The sequence below is a fragment of the Pedobacter sp. HMWF019 genome (assembly GCF_003061025.1).
Lineage (GTDB): Bacteria > Bacteroidota > Bacteroidia > Sphingobacteriales > Sphingobacteriaceae > Pedobacter.
The window spans coordinates 1-13,578 of the sequence record NZ_QAIL01000043.1 but is presented as its reverse complement, the minus strand read 5'-3'; the positions used below and the strand labels follow the sequence as shown (position 1 = coordinate 13,578).

Genomic DNA, 13,578 nt, shown 5'->3' with positions numbered 1-13,578 from the left:
ATGAATACAGACACCATTTTCTCTTCCCTGCAAAGGATTTCAGATGCTTACAGCGACAAACTGCAAAGCCTCAGTGATGCCCAGTTCCGGACCACGCCTCCCATCGGTGGCTGGTCTTACAGTGAAGTATACGCGCACATTTTTGATGCAAGCTGCTTGTCACTGCAGGCCATGGAAGATTGTCTGAATGGAAAAGGAAAGGATAAGCCTACTGCATTTACCGTAAAGCTTATTCTTTTCTTTGGCGCTTTGCCTCCGGGACGGTTTAAAATCCCTAAACAACTGGAAGGCCGGGTAAAAGTCATCACCAAAGAAGAAGCACAAGACCTGGTCAGTCAATTTGGAAAACAACTGGAAGCAGATTACAAACAAATCCCAAGGGCCAGGGACAATGTTAAGTCCAAACATCCCAGACTAGGTTACCTGAATGCAAAGCAATGGCTCCGGTTTACAGAGATCCATTTGAAGCACCATTTGAAACAATTGCACAGGATCGAGAAAAGCTTCGCCCAATAACTGCAATTTTCACATCTTTGCAAGAATGAAGATTCCCGGACTTAAAGGTTTTGATGAAGCCGCATTTAGCAAATATTTTAAAAACACCAGCTGGCTGATGTTTGGCAAAATACTCAGCATGCTGGTCAGCTTTCTGATTGTACGTTATTTAGGCCCCGTATCCTTTGGAGACCTGAGTTTTGCTGATGCTTTAACCGCAATTGTAGCCGCTGTGGGCACCCTGGGTCTTGACTCCTTTATCATTAGGGAGATCCTGAACGAACCTGAAAAAAGAGATGAGATCCTGGGTACTTCCCTTGGGTTACGTATAGGGGTCAATGTTGTCCTTATTCCACTCAGCATTGGTCTTTACCTGGTTTTCCATCATTTTTCCGCACAACCAGGCAAGCCCTTAACCGCCATTGTGGCCCTGCTATCACTGGCCTCTTTTTTCAAATCGTTTAATGTCATAGATTCTTACTTCCAATCCCAGGTTCAGTCCAAGTATGTGGTGCATGTCCAAAATATTTGCGTGGTCCTTTCTGCACTGGTCAAAATCCTGTTGGTTTGGATCAACGCCCCTCTGATCTGGTTTGCAGCTGCACTGACATTTGACGGGTTCATCCTGGCTGCCGGTTTGGTTCTGATCTACCACCAGCGGGGTTTAAAAATAACAACATGGAATTTCCGTTCCGAGCGCGCATTATCTTTGTTAAAACAATCTTTTCCATTGATTCTCTCTGCGGTTATGGTTTCAATCTATATGAAGATTGACCAGGTCATGCTCAAAAGTGAAGGGAGTGCCGAAGTTGGGATTTACAGCGCCGCTGCAAAAATAAGTGAAGCCTGGTATTTTATCCCTATGGCTATTGTCACCTCTGTTTTTCCCGCCCTGATCAATGCCAGAAAAACAGATCCGGAAAGATACCATAAACGCCTCAATAATCTGTATGACCTCCTGGTCTTCATTAGCCTTCCGGTGGCTATTCTAATCAGTTTTCTTGGAACAGACATCATCCATCTGCTCTACGGGAACCGCTTCACCGGAGCAGGCACCATGTTAAGCATACATATCTGGTCTGGCATATTCGTGTTTTTTGGGATTGCCAGTTCCCAATACCTCATCAATGAAGGGTTTACACTCATCTCCTTTCAGAGAACAGCCGCAGGCGCCATCATCAATATCGCGCTGAACTTTTGGCTGATTCCACGTTACGGGGGGATTGGCGCTTCCATCGCTACACTTATCGCCTGTATCTTTTCTGCTTTTTATATTTTATTTATCCCTAAAACCCGACAGCAGGGCATTATGATGTTAAAATCATTATTTTTGATCTCTGCAATTCAAAAAATAACAAAACATTGAGCAAATTTAAAGCACTAGCTACCCTACTTTCCAAACCCAAACGCCTCTCTGCACTTTTATCCTATGGTCATAAAGGTTACTTGTCCAGTATTGGATGGTTTAAGGCATTTGACTCGAAACAGGCTATAGATGCCCGCGGAGAAGCCATTCCATGGGTAACTTATTCTTTTATAGACTTTATAAAAGGGAGACTGAATAAGGATCAAAAAGTATTTGAATATGGATCAGGAAGTTCAACGCTGTTTTATGCAAAACATACAGGCCGGGTCGTTTCCGTAGAGCATGACGAGAGCTGGTATCATAAAATTGCAGGCACTAAACCCCAAAATGCCGAAATGATCTTTACCAAGCTGGAAAGAGGAGGAGAATACAGTAAAAAAGCCAGACTCCTGGACACAAAGTTCGACATTATTATTGTAGACGGACGCGACAGGGTAAACTGCTGCATAGAAAGTATACAAGCCCTTAGCCCTTCGGGAGTAATTGTCCTGGACGACTCTGAACGTCCGGAATACGAACAAGCCCGGAGCTTTCTGAAAGAGAATCAGTTCAAAGAACTTTCTTTTTCAGGTATCTCGCCAGGACTGTTCTACCTGAAAGCGACCTCTGTTTTTTACCGTACCGAAAACTGTCTGGATATCTAGGAAATGCAACATCTCGCCCCCATAGCCCTGTTTGTTTACAACCGGCCAAAGCATACAGAACGTACACTGAAGTTTTTACAGCAGAATGAGCTTGCTTCAGAAAGCCGTCTGTTTATTTTCTCTGACGGGCCCAAAACTGCTGCTGATCAGGATAAAGTTCAGGAAGTAAGGGATTTTCTCAAAACAGTTGATGGTTTTCGCACTGTGGAGATCATTGAACGTAAAGAAAACATGGGACTGGCCAATTCAGTTATTGCGGGTGTAAGTCGTCTGGTTAAAGACTATGGCCAGATCATCGTCTTTGAAGATGACCTGATCAGCTCCCCCCATACCCTTACCTATTTTAATGAAGCCCTAAACCGTTACCGTACTGAAAACAAGATCATGCATATCGGCGCCTATATGTTTCATCTAAAGGGAGAAGATTTACCGCAGACTTTTTTTTACAGGGCGGCAACAAGCTGGGGCTGGGCAACCTGGGAAAGGGCATGGCAGCATTTTGAACCAAACATAGACACGTTAATGAGTAAGTTTGACCATGCGGCTAAAAATGCATTTTCTATTGAACGGACCATGAATTTCTGGAAACAGATGGAAGATTTCAAAAAAGGAAAAAACAACTCATGGGCAATCAGATGGTATGCTTCTATATTTTTAAGAGGCGGGTTAACACTTAACCCCTCCCAGTCTTTAGTAAATAACATTGGACACGATGGTACTGGGGTGCATTCGGGTATTAACGACATTTACAATGTCATCATCAACCCCAAACCCATCACTTATTTCCCGGAAAAAATAGCGGAAAACCCCGAAGCCTATACTGCCATAAAAAGCTTTTTGACCACCCGAAAAGGATCGTTGTGGACACGGCTGAAACGCTATATCATTCAGCGTTTTAACAGCCTTCCACTAATACCCTGAGCTTAAAGCTTTCTGGCTTCTAAAATAATATAAGGAGAAAGCTGTCTGGAGTTGAAAGGGAATACCTTGGTTAGTATTTTACCGCTCAGCCATAAAGATTTTTTGAACAGCCTTAACATCAAGGGCTTCTGCTCCTCTTCATGCAGCCATAAACTAAAATGTCCAAAAAAACGAGATTGAACCACCTGAAGGCCGGCCTGCTCACAAATCCCCGCCAGTAATTTCGGATCCATGCAATCAATATTGTGCTTATCGTAATTGTCAGGATCAAACCGTTTTTGGAACCATCCATTCAAAGCCCTGAAATTAGGCAGGGTAATAAACAAGGTACCCCCTGGTTTTACAAAATTAATGTGCCGGTTAATGATATCTGCCGTATCGTTAAAATGTTCGATCAAACCAAAAGAAAGCACCAGGTCATACTGCTGCCCGGGCGTATAATTGAACAAGTCCGTTTCTATAATACGGATATCCTTTTCTTCCAGCCCATTCGTTTGCAGCAGCTTATTGGTTATTGGCTGATGTACAAAATAATCAAGCAAGGTGACGTCCAGGGCAAAGTACTTCTTTAAAAAGACCGCGTAATAACCTGGAAAGCCCCCCAGTTCAATCGCTGTTTTCACCCGCTGCGTTTTGATGATCTTTGCCAGCTGCTCATGGAACATGTAATTTGCAGGGATGTTAACAGACAAGTCTGGTTTCTGCTCCCAATAATTTACCCAAAATGCTCTATCTGTTAAAAGGTTTTCCATATCTGGCTTCAAAGAAAAGAAAAATCTGTTAAATCTGGGCTGCTTCGTTTTTCTTTTCCAGTATTCTGGCTGGATTACCCACCACAATACAATTGGCAGGAATGCTCTTGACCACCACAGCTCCTGCCCCAATGACCACGTGATCACCAATCTCCACATCGCCAATAATGCAAACATTCGCTCCGATATCTACGTGGTTCCCTATACGCGGGCATCTGCTGAAACTACCATCTGCCAGCTTTTTATGTCCTATTGTTACTGAGTTCCGCAATGTACAGCCTTCGCCAATTACCACCCCCTGATTCACCACCAGGGCCTGCCCGTGATACAGCATCAGACCTTTACCCACAGTCAGTTTGCGAGGCAATTCAATGCCCAAAACCCATTCTACATAATAATGATAAAAAGCCAGGTATAAGATAAAAATGATCTTCAATGCAGTATGGCGGCTGATCACCTGCACCAGCCTGAACAGCAACAGCACAAAACGCCCTTTAAAATTCTTTGGGTTCGCAGCCCAGTCCTGGAATAAGTAACTAAATAAATTCATCCGGCGTAAATTAAAGTATTTTTCACTAGAATATAATTGTTTTTTATCGAGTTGTTTATTGTTTTTCGGTTCTCAAGAACTTACTAAAGCTCGGTTTATCGGTAATGAAGCGATCATGAGTTTGTATTTTTCACACATGTCTATTGATTCTTGTGTTCAAGGGATCACAGGCTCGGTTCATTGTGTTTGTGAATATAAACTCCTAATCGTTTCCTAAGTATATCTATTTCGCAATCCATTTATGGGCATTAATTTAGTATTTTTGTTCCTGTCGCGCCAATACGAATTCTATTCATGAAAGTAACTTTAATCAATACATCCGATGCAGGCGGAGGAGCACCTGTAGCCAGTATGCGCCTGTTAAAAGCATTGGCATCAGAAAATATCGAGGTAAATTTCCTGGCGGGACAAAAAAAAACAAGTGAAACCCGCGTTCAAAGTGTTGAAAACAATTGGTTAAGCAGGTTAAAAGCCCGCTTCAACTTCCTGTACGAACGCCTGCCCTTTATCTTTTTTCAGGAAAAGGATAAATCTGTACGCTTCGCTTTTTCAACTGCCAGTGCCGGCACCAGCATCTCCAATCAGCCACTGGTTAAAGACGCAGATATTTTACACCTGCACTGGACCAATTCCGGCTTCCTCTCCATCAAGGATTTAAAAGAACTGATCCAGCTTGGTAAACCGATTGTATGGACCCTTCACGACATGTGGACCTTCACCGGAGGCTGCCATTATGCCGGAACATGCGACCATTTTACCGGGCAATGCGGGGACTGCTATTTTTTAAGAAACCCTAATCAGGATGACATTTCCCATACTGGCTGGCTCCGCAAGCAAAATCTGTATGCCAAGGCACAGAACATCAGTTTTGTAACCTGCAGCAACTGGCTGGCTTCAGTTGCCAGTCAAAGCTCCCTGTTAAAAAAATTCCCAATACAGGCCATCCCAAATCCAATTGATATAGAAGTATATTCCCCTCAGGATAAGATGGCCGCACGTGCCAAATGGAAGATCAGCCCAAACAGCAAGGTTATTTTATTTGGCGCCGCCAACATAGGCGACAGGCGTAAGGGAATTACCTATCTGGTACAGGCCCTCAAACACCTGAAACAAGATTACGAACAGCCTGTCCCTGTTGAGGTACTCATTTTCGGTAAAAACAAACACTTTGATGTCAGCCAGCTGCCTTTTCCGGTACATGCGCTGAACACCATCCGTTCACAACAGGACCTGACTGAATTGTACAGCCTGGCCGATGTATTTGTGATGCCTTCCATAGAAGACAACCTGCCCAATACCGTAATGGAATCCATGGCCTGCGGAACTCCCGTAGTGGCCTTTAACATAGGTGGCCTCCCCGAAATGATCGAGCATCAGCAAAACGGCTACCTCGCCGAGTTCAAATCGGCCACTGATCTTGCGAAAGGGATTCACGAAATGCTATTTACGGATCATGCCATGGAGATCGCTACACAAGCCCGGAACAAGGTGCTGCAGAATTTCACCCACCAAAACATCGCCCGGAAATATATTAAAGTTTACCAATCCTTACTCAGCAAATGACAGCAGTCAAACCGACATTATCCATAATTACAATAGTTTATAATAATGTAAAAGACATTGAGCGCACTATGCTTTCTGTACTCTGTCAATCCTATCCCAACCTGGAATACATTGTGATAGACGGGGCATCTACAGATGGCACCTTACAACTGATCAACAAATACCGGCCCCGCCTTTCCAAAGTCATCTCAGAAAAAGACAAAGGCATTTATGATGCCATGAACAAAGGCCTGGCACTCGCAAGCGGCGATTATGTTCTATTCATGAATTCTGGCGATGAAATCTACGACAAAGATACCGTAGCTGCCGTATTCAACACAGCAGAACATGCTGATATCTATTATGGTGAGACAGAAATGTATAACGAAAATTGGGAAAGTCTGGGAAGAAGACGGCATCAGGTTCCTGAAAATTTCAACTGGAAAAGTTTCAGATACGGAATGAACATCAGCCACCAGGCCATTTATATTAAAAAGAGCCTAACCGAACCTTATGACCTTCAATATAAATACAGCTCCGATATAGACTGGATCCTTAAAGCCGCGAAAAAAGCAAAGCTTACGGTAAATACGCATCGCTATGTAGCGAAATATCTGGTTGGCGGTGTTTCCAAGAAAAAACACATGGACAGTCTGAAGGAACGTTTCAGGATCTTCAGTAAATATTATGGTCTGATCCCTAATCTTTTCCATCATTTTTTAATCGCACTGAACCTGACAGGTTACTTTATCAAACACCGCAGAACCAATGACTAGTCCTGCGGCGATATAAATTCTAAGGATTTGTAGACCAGAGACCTGCCTCTTTAACAAACACCCTTCGGTTCAGCTTCAATTGAGCAACCATCAGTTCGGCAAAATCTTCCGGCTGCATCACACGATCTGGATTACCATCCGTCAGTTTCAAGTCCTTTGCCATATCTGTAGCAATGGTACTTGGTGTTAAAGTTGTTACCCGAATATTGTGTTTTCTTACTTCCTGCATTAAAGACTCAGACATTCCAATCAATGCAAATTTAGAGGCGCTGTAGGCACTGGTCACTGCTGCACCATTTTTACCTGCTGTAGATGATATATTTACAATGTCGCCTGTTTTTCTTTCGATCATATCCGGCAATACTGCACGTGTTACATAATAAGGACCGAATAAGTTCACTTTTACAATCTGCTCCCAGCGTTCCGGCTCAAGTTCCATAAAAGACCCAAAGCTACTAATGCCTGCATTGTTTACTAAGATATCTATTGTTCCTAATCCAGATTTTATTTCAGTAACCGCAGCATTAACCCCGGCCATATCTGCAACGTCTGCTATCGCTGTCACTACTTTCACCGGCCAGGCGCTTAACTCCTGTGCCACATTATCCAAATCTGCCTTTGTACGGCCCACCAGACCAAGATTTACACCTTCCTTAGCCAGTTCAATAGCCAAAGACCTACCTATTCCTTTACCCGCTCCAGTAATCAGAGCATTTCTTCCTTGTAATGATTCCATAGCATTCAATATTTAAACTCAAAGCTAAAAAGATAATATTTGATATCTAAATTACAAGCTAAGCTTGACAATTGTTTAACTCATTATTCACATAGGCTCAATACTTTTACATGAAAAGATATTTTAATGCCACCCCCACTTTTCAAAAAACTCTGGAGCCTCCCTTATTATTTTCTACTGGCACTGGCCTTTGCACTGGCCTCTTCCCTTTTCATCGTCCTTCACACCAAAGAAGAGAGCTTTACACTTCTAAATCCATTCCATCCCAGTTGGCTGGACGTTTTCTTTATGATCTATACCAATCTGGGAGATGGACTTACCTGCCTTGCGGTTATTATACTGTTGCTGATCCGCAACAAGAGAAAAAAGGCCATTACCTTATTTATGGCTTTCCTGAGTTCTGGATTGATGGCTTCTTTGCTGAAAATCATTTTTCATCAACCCAGACCGAAGCTTTATTTTCAAACAGAAGCCCTGAGCAGTCCAGCTTTTATGAACAATATGAGTCTGCATGGCTCCAACTCTTTTCCCTCAGGCCATACCACAACGGCCTTTGCCCTGGCCACCGTACTTGTGCTTATTTATAAAAAGAACAGAATCTCCATCCCTTGTCTGCTCGGCGCCATACTGGTCGGTTATTCCAGGATTTACCTGGCGCAACACTTTCCGTTCGACGTACTGGCAGGTATGTGTATTGGGATCTTCTTTGGCATGCTGAGCTACCATATCGTTTATCATTTCAAGATCCTGAAAGCGGTCAAAAAATGGCGCAAAAGCCAATCCAAAGCAAGTCATTCCGCCTTAAAGAACAGCATTTTCTAAAATCGGCATCATCAGGCAAAAAAAAACCTGATGGCTATGCCATCAGGTTTTTTTTATTTAAATCCGTCTTAGAAATTAAGACTGGAATTTTTTAGCATTGATCTTACGCTCATTCTCTGTCAGATAGATCTTACGTAAACGCATACTTACTGGAGTAATTTCGATATACTCATCAGCCTGGATATACTCCATAGCCTCTTCCAATGAAAACTTAATTGCTGGTGCAATACGTGTGTTATCATCAGTACCAGAAGCACGCATATTGGTTAGGGCTTTACCTTTAACAATATTTACAACTAAATCGTTATCACGGATGTGCTCACCCAGGATCTGACCTTCGTAAATGTCTACTCCCGGATCAACGAAGAAACGACCACGGTCCTGCAATTTATCAATAGAATAAGCAGTAGTTGTACCTTTATCCATGGAAACCAATACACCATTTAACCTTCCGGGAATTACACCTTTCCAAGGCTCATAAGATTTAAAACGGTGCGCCATAATTGCTTCTCCTGCTGTTGCAGTCAACACATTATTTCTTAGTCCAATGATTCCGCGTGAAGGAATTTCGAATTCCAAATGCTGTAAATCACCTTTTGGCTCCATGATCAACAATTCACCTTTACGTTGTGTAACCAGTTCAATTACCTTTCCGGCAACCTCACCCGGTACATCAACAATCAGGGTTTCAACCGGCTCACATTTTTTACCGTCAATTTCTTTAACGATTACTTGTGGCTGACCTACCTGAATCTCATATCCTTCGCGACGCATGGTCTCGATCAATACAGATAAATGCAGAATACCCCTTCCATAAACCAGATAAGAATCAGGAGACTCAGTTTCTACAACCTTTAAGGCAAGGTTTTTCTCCATCTCTTTGTACAAACGTTCTTTAATACGCTGAGAAGTAACAAATTTACCTTCTTTACCGAAGAAAGGAGAGTTATTGATGGTGAACAACATGTTCATTGTTGGCTCATCAATTTTAATTACAGGTAATTGTTCCGGTGCATCAAAATCAGCAATAGTATCACCAATTTCGAAACCATCAATACCTACAACAGCACAAATATCTCCTGAACTCACTTCCTGTGCACGGATTTTTCCAAGACCTTCAAAAACGTATAATTCTTTTACTCTTGATTTTACCATCTTGCCATCACGTTTAATCAAAGTAACCGGCTGGTTTTCTCTGATTATACCGCGGTGAACACGACCAATTGCAATACGACCTACGAAAGAAGAATAATCTAAAGAGGTGATTTGCATTTGTAAAGTACCTTCATTGATCGGTGCTGCAGGGATGTGTTCTACTACCGCGTCTAAAAGAGGGAAAATATCAGTAGTTGGCTTGGTATAGTCTGTGCTCATCCATCCTTGTTTAGATGAACCATAGATCACAGGGAAATCAAGCTGCTCTTCTGTAGCCTCCAGGTTAAAGAACAATTCAAATATCTGCTCATAAACCTCTTCCGGACGACAGTTTTCTTTATCTACTTTATTTACAACTACAATTGGTTTTAATCCCAATGCTAGTGCTTTCTGAGTAACGAAACGGGTTTGAGGCATTGCACCTTCAAAAGCATCGCATAATAAAAGAACACCATCAGCCATTTTCAATACACGTTCTACCTCACCGCCAAAATCCGCGTGACCAGGAGTATCAATAATATTGATTTTATAGTCTTTGTATCTTACTGAAACGTTTTTGGAAACAATAGTAATTCCCCGTTCACGTTCAAGATCGTTGTTATCAAGTATTAAATCACCTGTTTGTTCGTTGTCACGAAAAATAGAACAAGTGTGTAAAATCTTATCAACCAGCGTAGTTTTACCGTGGTCAACGTGTGCTATGATAGCTATATTTCTTATTTTTTGCATATAATGCGCCCTAAATTTGGCGCAAAGATATGATTTTTAATCGATATATCAGCCTATTAACTAGGTATATAATAAAGGAATTGCTGATAAAAAATAATATACTCTTCGAGGACTGGACTCCTTGCCCCGCTTCGCTCTTGTGACAAGGCGCCCTGAGGTCCTCTCTGCGTAATATTATTTTTTTGGGCGCATAACCGGGCGGGGTGTCCGGAAAGGGAGTCCATAGCATAGGCCAAAATTGGAAACGAGACGGCACAATGCTTCAATTTATAGTCATAATTTTTTCTAAGAACACCTACGTCTTCTGTAATTAATATATCCGTAGCAGCCAAAAGATCGAACGGCAATCTTATCTCGTTCTGATATATCTTAACAATGGATTTGTCTGTGTTTTATTTTACATGACTTTACATATCCTGAGTTCTATAAACAAAAGACAAGAACAAATTGCATAACCTTTTCTGCGCCATACCCGGACTCCCCCCAATTAAGCGCCATATAAAATCAATATTACTCAGAGGAGACCTCAGCTTTCGAAGCATGTCGCGCAGCGACGCGCAGAAAGCGTAGTCTCCGAAGAGTAATATTGATTTTTCAACCAGCTTTTATCTTCAAAACTCTTATATTGTCTAGCTAATTACATTTAACAGTTATGAATGCAAAAAAATCCTTTTTCAGTGCTGCGCTCCTTATTGCTGGTTGTGTGTCCATGGCAACCGCACAGGAAGCCAAACACGAAGACACAGAGTTTTACACCCCGGTACCTAATGTTGTAACACCAGGAAAAACCAACTCAGACGCACCATCCGATGCGATTGTTCTTTTTGATGGTAAAAACCTGGATCAATGGGTGATGACAGACGACCGGTCCCAGCCAGCCAAATGGAAAGTTTCAGGAGGTATTTTAACAGTAGACAAGAAAACAGGAAATATTGAAACCAAACAATCCTTTAGCAATTACCAGCTACACCTGGAATGGAAAGTTCCTGCGAACATCACAGGAGAAGGCCAGTTAAGAGGCAATAGCGGACTATTCCTCGCCTCGATAGGCAAAGGAGATTTAGGCTACGAACTGCAAATCCTGGATTCCTACAACAATAAAACCTATACCAATGGAATGGCGGGCAGTATCTACAAACAAAACACGCCAATGTTCAATGCAGCAAAGAAACCTGGTGAATGGCAGACCTATGATGTAATCTGGACAGCACCTGTTTTTAATGCAGACAGTTCACTGAAATCACCAGCAAAGGTTACCGTACTGTTTAACGGAATCATTGTACAAAATAATTTCGAATTGAAAGGTCCAACCCAATACGTTGGCTTACCTGCATACCGAAAAGCACACGGTCCATCTCCCATCAAATTACAGGCACATGGAGATAAAAGCGAACCCATCAGTTTCCGCAACATCTGGGTAAGGGAACTTTAATTGTTTTCCCGGGAGAAGGAAACTTCTCCCGATCTATATTGTTATTCAAAACATGGGCAAAAAAGCAATCCTCTTAGGCGCAAGCGGGCTAATTGGCACACATCTTCTTTCACTGCTGCTCAACAGCAGCACATATGATCAGGTATTGATCCTGGTCCGTAAAGAATTGGATATACAGCATCCAAAACTCCGGCAGTTAACCGTAGACTTTGAACTTTTAAATCAATATGCGCATGAAATTAAAGGCGATGCGGTGTTCTGCTGCTTAGGTACCACCAAAAGTAAAACCCCAGACCCCGCACAATACAGGAAGATCGACCTTCAATACCCGCTAGACATAGCCTGGATAGCACAATCCAACGGCGCAGAACAATATCACCTGGTATCAGCCCTGGGTGCCAACAGGAATTCTTCCATTTTCTATTCTAAACTAAAAGGAGAAGCAGAGCACGAAATCAAAGCCGTTCCATTCAAAGCCATTCACATCTATCAGCCCTCCTTATTGGACGGAAACAGAAAAGAAAGCCGTTTTGGAGAACTTTCCATGATCAGGATCATGCGTGTCCTTAATCCCCTGCTTATTGGTCCTCTAAAAAAATACAGGAGCATTCAAGTTAAGAAAGTCGCCATGGCTATGTTTCGAAAGTCAACAGAAGAACACAAAGGCATCTATACCTATACCTCTGAACAGATTGAAGCTATAGGTTCGTAAACCTCGGTTTCCTTGGAAATGCCCAAGTCAGAAATGCAGGCAATGCTTTTGCCCAGGTGGCTACTTCATGTTTTCCGCCGACCATCTCATAATAAAAGATATCTTCAGGCCGCTTATAGCCTTTGGCCATCAATTCTTTAATCACATCAACGGTGTCGTCAATAGAATCTATAATAAAATTCCTGTTCCGGTCAGCTGTTTCATCGTCCGTTCCAGTCATCAACCAGAACTTAACTTCAGGCTTTCCTGTTGTTGTTCTGATCATTTCATGCAAAATTCTATCCTGCTCATCCCGGTAACCATCCTTCAGGTCTTTTTTCCGCCACCAGAAAGAACCAGAAAACACGCCAGCTATATCAAATAAGTTATCATTGTTCCAAACAATGTCAAATGCAGACAAACCTCCCAGGGAGAATCCGGCAAAAGCTCTTTTACCATTTACAGGAACAGACACTTCAGCCTGCACAAAGGGAAGCAATTCTCCGGTAATAAAAGCTGTATACTTGTCTGCTTTCGCCCCTCTTCCAAGGAAATCGGGAACACCGGCAACACCATATTCCTGGACACGATCTTCGGAAGCCTTAATGGCAACAACAATCAGTGGTTCAATTTTACCAGAAGTATACAACAAAGAAAGTACTTCCTGAATATGCATCGCCTCCGATTCCTGACCATCATTCAACAACAACAAACTCACCTCTTCGTTTCCCATCAGCTCATCCGGACTGTACATCTCCAGTTCCACTGTTCTGTTTAAATGAAGAGATTTAATTCGATGCGTTGATTTGATAATTTCAGATGATAACATGGTTGTATACATAATTCAGCAATTCCCTTTCACAAAAATTTTTCGCAAAGATATTAATCTGGATAAATTTTGAGATAACACTTCTGTTTTTTTACTTAAAACACAGATTTATAGCAAGAAAACACCTTTAAATACTTG

Annotated in this window: 14 protein-coding genes; 9 read left to right on the top strand and 5 right to left on the bottom strand. The window is 42.2% G+C overall.

What is annotated here, in order from left to right:
- From DBR11_RS03165 to DBR11_RS03150, 4 genes are read left to right on the top strand one after another with little or no spacing between them, the layout of a single operon-like run.
- The gene (locus DBR11_RS03165; RefSeq protein WP_158275192.1) at window positions 1-516 is read left to right on the top strand and encodes a DinB family protein; all 516 of its coding nucleotides are present in this window, start codon (window positions 1-3) and stop codon (window positions 514-516) included.
- 25 nt (window positions 517-541) lie between these two features.
- The gene (locus DBR11_RS03160; RefSeq protein WP_108550167.1) at window positions 542-1,861 is read left to right on the top strand and encodes a flippase; all 1,320 of its coding nucleotides are present in this window, start codon (window positions 542-544) and stop codon (window positions 1,859-1,861) included.
- Window positions 1,858-2,505: an FkbM family methyltransferase gene (locus tag DBR11_RS03155; RefSeq protein ID WP_108550166.1), complete on the top strand. Its 648-nt coding sequence runs from the start codon at window positions 1,858-1,860 to the stop codon at window positions 2,503-2,505. Before DBR11_RS03160 ends, DBR11_RS03155 begins: the two co-directional genes overlap by 4 nt.
- A 3-nt stretch (window positions 2,506-2,508) precedes the next feature.
- Entirely contained in the window at window positions 2,509-3,426 is a 918-nt protein-coding gene (locus DBR11_RS03150; RefSeq protein WP_108550165.1) for a glycosyltransferase, read from the top strand.
- A gap of 2 nt (window positions 3,427-3,428) precedes the next feature.
- On the opposite strand, the gene DBR11_RS03145 is transcribed toward DBR11_RS03150, so the two are convergent.
- Together DBR11_RS03145 and DBR11_RS03140 are read right to left on the bottom strand one after the other, a co-directional pair.
- Entirely contained in the window at window positions 3,429-4,178 is a 750-nt protein-coding gene (locus tag DBR11_RS03145) for a bifunctional 2-polyprenyl-6-hydroxyphenol methylase/3-demethylubiquinol 3-O-methyltransferase UbiG (protein ID WP_108550164.1), read from the bottom strand.
- A gap of 28 nt (window positions 4,179-4,206) precedes the next feature.
- Window positions 4,207-4,728, bottom strand: a complete 522-nt coding sequence (locus tag DBR11_RS03140; RefSeq protein WP_108550163.1) for a serine acetyltransferase — start codon at window positions 4,726-4,728, stop codon at window positions 4,207-4,209.
- Window positions 4,729-5,022: 294 nt separating this feature from the next.
- Here DBR11_RS03140 and DBR11_RS03135 point away from each other — a divergent pair, with 294 nt between their 5' ends.
- Window positions 5,023-6,291 (top strand): glycosyltransferase family 4 protein, encoded by a 1,269-nt coding sequence (locus DBR11_RS03135; protein ID WP_108550162.1) that lies wholly within the window; start codon window positions 5,023-5,025, stop codon window positions 6,289-6,291.
- Complete coding sequence (locus tag DBR11_RS03130) at window positions 6,288-7,046, top strand: glycosyltransferase family 2 protein (protein WP_108550161.1); 759 nt, start codon at window positions 6,288-6,290, stop codon at window positions 7,044-7,046. The genes DBR11_RS03135 and DBR11_RS03130 overlap by 4 nt, the downstream gene beginning before the upstream one ends.
- A 19-nt stretch (window positions 7,047-7,065) precedes the next feature.
- Here the strand turns inward: DBR11_RS03130 and DBR11_RS03125 are convergent, their stop codons facing one another.
- A complete protein-coding gene (locus tag DBR11_RS03125; RefSeq protein ID WP_108550160.1) occupies window positions 7,066-7,782 on the bottom strand; it encodes a 3-ketoacyl-ACP reductase in 717 nt (238 codons plus the stop codon).
- Window positions 7,783-7,908: 126 nt separating this feature from the next.
- On the opposite strand from DBR11_RS03125, the gene DBR11_RS03120 reads away from it, so the two are divergent.
- Complete coding sequence (locus DBR11_RS03120; RefSeq protein WP_108550159.1) at window positions 7,909-8,604, top strand: phosphatase PAP2 family protein; 696 nt, start codon at window positions 7,909-7,911, stop codon at window positions 8,602-8,604.
- 75 nt (window positions 8,605-8,679) lie between these two features.
- Here DBR11_RS03120 and typA read toward each other — a convergent pair whose 3' ends face one another.
- Complete coding sequence (gene typA, locus DBR11_RS03115) at window positions 8,680-10,488, bottom strand: translational GTPase TypA (RefSeq protein WP_108550158.1); 1,809 nt, start codon at window positions 10,486-10,488, stop codon at window positions 8,680-8,682.
- Window positions 10,489-11,140: 652 nt separating this feature from the next.
- On the opposite strand from typA, the gene DBR11_RS03105 reads away from it, so the two are divergent.
- Both DBR11_RS03105 and DBR11_RS03100 read left to right on the top strand, forming a co-directional pair.
- Window positions 11,141-11,920, top strand: coding sequence for a DUF1080 domain-containing protein (locus tag DBR11_RS03105; RefSeq protein WP_108550156.1), 780 nt, complete (start codon window positions 11,141-11,143; stop codon window positions 11,918-11,920).
- 52 nt (window positions 11,921-11,972) lie between these two features.
- On the top strand, window positions 11,973-12,632 hold the full coding sequence (locus DBR11_RS03100) for an NAD(P)H-binding protein (RefSeq protein ID WP_108550155.1): 660 nt from the start codon (window positions 11,973-11,975) through the stop codon (window positions 12,630-12,632).
- On the opposite strand, the gene DBR11_RS03095 is transcribed toward DBR11_RS03100, so the two are convergent.
- The gene (locus DBR11_RS03095) at window positions 12,619-13,440 is read right to left on the bottom strand and encodes an esterase family protein (protein ID WP_233260625.1); all 822 of its coding nucleotides are present in this window, start codon (window positions 13,438-13,440) and stop codon (window positions 12,619-12,621) included. The two genes, DBR11_RS03100 and DBR11_RS03095, sit on opposite strands and share 14 nt — an antisense overlap.
- Window positions 13,441-13,578: the final 138 nt, after the last annotated feature.

Excerpts from the sequence above, each read along its gene's own strand:
- DBR11_RS03105 (WP_108550156.1), top strand. The coding sequence starts at position 11,141 with ATGAATGCAAAAAAATCCTTTTTCAGTGCTGCGCTCCTTATTGCTGGT.
- DBR11_RS03130 (WP_108550161.1), top strand. The coding sequence starts at position 6,288 with ATGACAGCAGTCAAACCGACATTATCCATAATTACAATAGTTTATAAT.
- DBR11_RS03145 (WP_108550164.1), bottom strand. The coding sequence starts at position 4,178 with ATGGAAAACCTTTTAACAGATAGAGCATTTTGGGTAAATTATTGGGAG.
- DBR11_RS03135 (WP_108550162.1), top strand. The coding sequence starts at position 5,023 with ATGAAAGTAACTTTAATCAATACATCCGATGCAGGCGGAGGAGCACCT.
- DBR11_RS03100 (WP_108550155.1), top strand. The coding sequence starts at position 11,973 with ATGGGCAAAAAAGCAATCCTCTTAGGCGCAAGCGGGCTAATTGGCACA.
- DBR11_RS03125 (WP_108550160.1), bottom strand. The coding sequence starts at position 7,782 with ATGGAATCATTACAAGGAAGAAATGCTCTGATTACTGGAGCGGGTAAA.
- DBR11_RS03150 (WP_108550165.1), top strand. The coding sequence starts at position 2,509 with ATGCAACATCTCGCCCCCATAGCCCTGTTTGTTTACAACCGGCCAAAG.
- DBR11_RS03120 (WP_108550159.1), top strand. The coding sequence starts at position 7,909 with ATGCCACCCCCACTTTTCAAAAAACTCTGGAGCCTCCCTTATTATTTT.
- DBR11_RS03165 (WP_158275192.1), top strand. The coding sequence starts at position 1 with ATGAATACAGACACCATTTTCTCTTCCCTGCAAAGGATTTCAGATGCT.
- DBR11_RS03160 (WP_108550167.1), top strand. The coding sequence starts at position 542 with ATGAAGATTCCCGGACTTAAAGGTTTTGATGAAGCCGCATTTAGCAAA.
- DBR11_RS03095 (WP_233260625.1), bottom strand. The coding sequence starts at position 13,440 with ATGTTATCATCTGAAATTATCAAATCAACGCATCGAATTAAATCTCTT.
- DBR11_RS03140 (WP_108550163.1), bottom strand. The coding sequence starts at position 4,728 with ATGAATTTATTTAGTTACTTATTCCAGGACTGGGCTGCGAACCCAAAG.
- typA (WP_108550158.1), bottom strand. The coding sequence starts at position 10,488 with ATGCAAAAAATAAGAAATATAGCTATCATAGCACACGTTGACCACGGT.